Annotated in this window: 1 protein-coding gene; it reads left to right on the top strand. The window is 44.8% G+C overall.

The genetic code is table 11. The features are described from left to right. Positions 1-386 (top strand): PAS domain-containing protein (locus FEM33_RS03215; RefSeq protein ID WP_139010675.1); only part of this gene is annotated, 386 nt, incomplete at its 5' end. Positions 387-504: the final 118 nt, after the last annotated feature.

Raw genomic sequence — 504 nt, 5'->3', positions numbered from 1 at the left:
AAAAAAAGTTAAGGAACAGCGAGGATAATTTCAGGTCATTCTTCGAGAATGCACAAGGCCTGATGTGTACGCATGATCTGGACGGCCGCTTCCTGGAAGTCAACTCGGAAGGTGCCCGGCTGTTGGGTTATAGCAAAGAAGAAATGCGGCAGATGAGCTTATATGACCTGGTACCTGCCAGACACCGGCAGCAGCTCAGGGCTTACCTCCATCAGATACAGCTGACGACAAAAGCCAGCGGATTGATGACGATCCTGCATAAAGACGGCTCTTACAAGATCTGGAAATATAACAACATACACCTTCATAGTCCGGATGGTACAGGCTATATTCTAAGTAATTCCATTGATGTGACCCAAAGCCAGCGTCAGGCCAAGTGTTCCTAACCGCTTTAATCTTTGGACTGGTTTGTAGCCCAAACTAGAACAAAAATGATAGACAATTTAATTAAGAATGCCCGCTTAACATCAAGTGGAAGAAAATTACTTACGAGCCAAGAAAAAG

It is taken from the genome of Dyadobacter flavalbus, from assembly GCF_006149045.1.
Taxonomy (GTDB): domain Bacteria; phylum Bacteroidota; class Bacteroidia; order Cytophagales; family Spirosomataceae; genus Dyadobacter; species Dyadobacter flavalbus.
Note: the sequence above shows the minus strand (reverse complement) of the source record. Positions and strands in the feature narration are given on the sequence as shown.